Origin of the sequence: Collinsella sp. AM24-1 (assembly GCF_003470325.1) — a bacterium.
Classification (GTDB): domain Bacteria; phylum Actinomycetota; class Coriobacteriia; order Coriobacteriales; family Coriobacteriaceae; genus Collinsella.
The window spans coordinates 1-2415 of the sequence record NZ_QRHM01000046.1 but is presented as its reverse complement, the minus strand read 5'-3'; the positions used below and the strand labels follow the sequence as shown (position 1 = coordinate 2415).

The following is a 2415-nucleotide window of genomic DNA, read 5'->3' as shown; positions in this document are numbered from 1 at the left end:
ACCCTAAGAGCAAACCACCCTTTTTAAGGGTGGTTCTGATTGTGAGAACAGGTGGTGCAAGGGCGTTCTCGCAGATGTTTTGCGTGGATAGGCTCGTGCGTTGTACCATATGGACGTATATGTGTGCATATGAAAGGGGCCCCGTGGCCAAGACGGTATATTCCGATAATCAAAACAATGTCGATGCTCTGGCTGAGCGTCTGAGCAGCCAGACATCGCTTTCTGCCGAGCGCGCCAAGCTGGTTGCCTACGACCTGCTCTGCCGCAAGGCGCTCAAGATTAAGTCGAGCGCGCTGGCGCAGATTTTCCGCTCCGTCGATAAGGAATGCGACACCAAGGCGATGCGCGATGAGCTTATCGCGGCAAATATCGTGACCAAGATCGAGGGCAGCGGCATTAACGGGCGCCCGGCGTTCTATACCATCAATGTCGAGATCCGCGATACCCAGGAGCAGCCTGCCGAGTCCGTCGAAGATTTTGTCGTCGAGGATTCCGCTGACGTGCCTGCTGTGGAAGAAGCTGCTCCGCGTGAGCATGTCGATACCGATGAGTTGCTCGATGAGAACGTCGTGCGTGCCTTTACGGCCAAGGCAGGACGCGGCGGTTTTGGCGGGGGTGGCAAGCGCGATGCGCAGCGCCGCGCCCAGCAGGAGCGCTTCCGTCGTGCCGTTGCTCAAAAGGGTGAGACGGATGCCGAGGCTGTTGAGAACGAGGTTGCTGCCGAGTCGCAGAGGCCCGCGAAGGAGCAAAAGCCCGTGGAGGCCCAGGAGTCCCAGCGTCGCCGTGGTGCCCACTTTAAGGCTGCGCAGCAGGATGTCGCGCATGAGGTTGAAGAGCCTTCCGAGGCTGCAGACGATGTTGAGGAGTCTGCCAAGAAGGCTCCGGGTTCATGCCGTCCCGGGCGTGGTTTTGCGAGGCGCGCGTATCCCGTAAGGCGTCAGGAGAAGGGCGAGCCGGCTTCGACCGCTCAGGCCGAGAAGGCCGAACAAACCGAGAAAACCGTTGAGCCGGCGGCTCGCGAGCAGCAACCTTCCGAGTCGCAGCCTGCGGCTGACACTGAGGTCAAAGCTCAACAGACCGCTGATAAGCAGGCGGGGGAGAGCGCCTCAGGCAAGCCCCGCCGTCGTCGTCACCGCGGCGGTCGTGGCTCAAATGCCGAGGCCGCGGCCGAGAAGACAGCGACACAAAACGGAGATGAGAAGGCCGAGACTCCGGTGGATCAGGTCAAGCGCCAGCCGGCGAAGGAGGCCAAGTCCGATCGTCCGCAAAAGCGCTCGTCTGCGCCCAAGCAGGAACGTAATACCCGGGCAGATTCCAAGCGTAAGCCTCATGCACAGGCTGAGCCTGCCGCGGCTGATAGTGCTACCCAGCAGCCCGAGTCGGCCGTCCACGGCGAGGTATCGGCGTTTGCCCTTGCCCGCGTTTTGGGCAGGCAGCTGCTCAAAGTTGTCCCTACGCCTACGGCGCTCTCTAAGATCAAGGAGCAGCAGACTCAAATTGTTAAGGTCGAGGGCAAGGACGGCAAAAAGGCGCCGCAGCGCACTCAGCACAACGAGATGTCCAACCGCAAGATTGCCGAGGAAATCGCAATCATCCAGGCTTGGATCGAGCAAAACCGAGGTGCCGATACGCCGGTTGCCTCGCGCCGCCAGCGTGCCTACCAGATTTTTAACGACGAGAAGGCTTTTGACGGCAAGCACGGTGAGCGCCTGATAAGGCGCATGACCGAAAAGGGCATCAGCATGCAGGCGATCAAGGTCGCCCCCAACCGCCCCGTGCACTTTACGGGTTTCTTTACGCTGGGCGCCGATAAGCCGTTCATTATGGTCGAGAACCTGGACACCTATGACGAGATCGTCAGGCTGCTGCGTGGCCGCAAGCACGCCAAGCTCTTTGGCATCAAGGTGGGCGGCGTGATTTTTGGCGGCGGATGCAAGGCGAGCGTCTCGCATGCCCTGGACGATTATCTGGCTGAGATCGGCTATCGCTTTAACTACGTCTACTACGTGGGCGATATCGACCGCGAGGGCGCGCGCATCGTCGAGCAGGCTCGCAATGCCAATGTGGTTGAGATTCGTCTGCATGCCGGCATGTACCGCGCCATGCTCGCCGAGCATAAGCGTCGCGTGAAGGCCGGCGGCGAGTGCGAGCCCGCGGCTGCCAACCAGGGCGTGCCGCAGAACTTGGCGGCGACGATCAAGGATCTGCCCATGGTCACGCGCGTGCAGTTCCGCAATGTGCTACGCGAGGGCGGGCGCATTCCGCAGGAGATCCTGATGACCGCCGACTATCGGGATGGCGACTCGGGAAACTTCGACCGCATGCTGAACAACTAAATTCCGCCGGCCCCGGGAGAGCGGGGACACCGGCTTAGGTTTCCTGCTCTACAGTCCTGCTCACGACGGAGGCCACATT

The 2415-nt window shown here is 60.9% G+C and carries 1 protein-coding gene; it reads left to right on the top strand.

What is annotated here, in order from left to right; all coding sequences use genetic code 11:
• Positions 1-143: 143 nt before the first annotated feature.
• On the top strand, positions 144-2336 hold the full coding sequence (locus tag DW661_RS09905) for a hypothetical protein (RefSeq protein ID WP_158568444.1): 2193 nt from the start codon (positions 144-146) through the stop codon (positions 2334-2336).
• Positions 2337-2415: the final 79 nt, after the last annotated feature.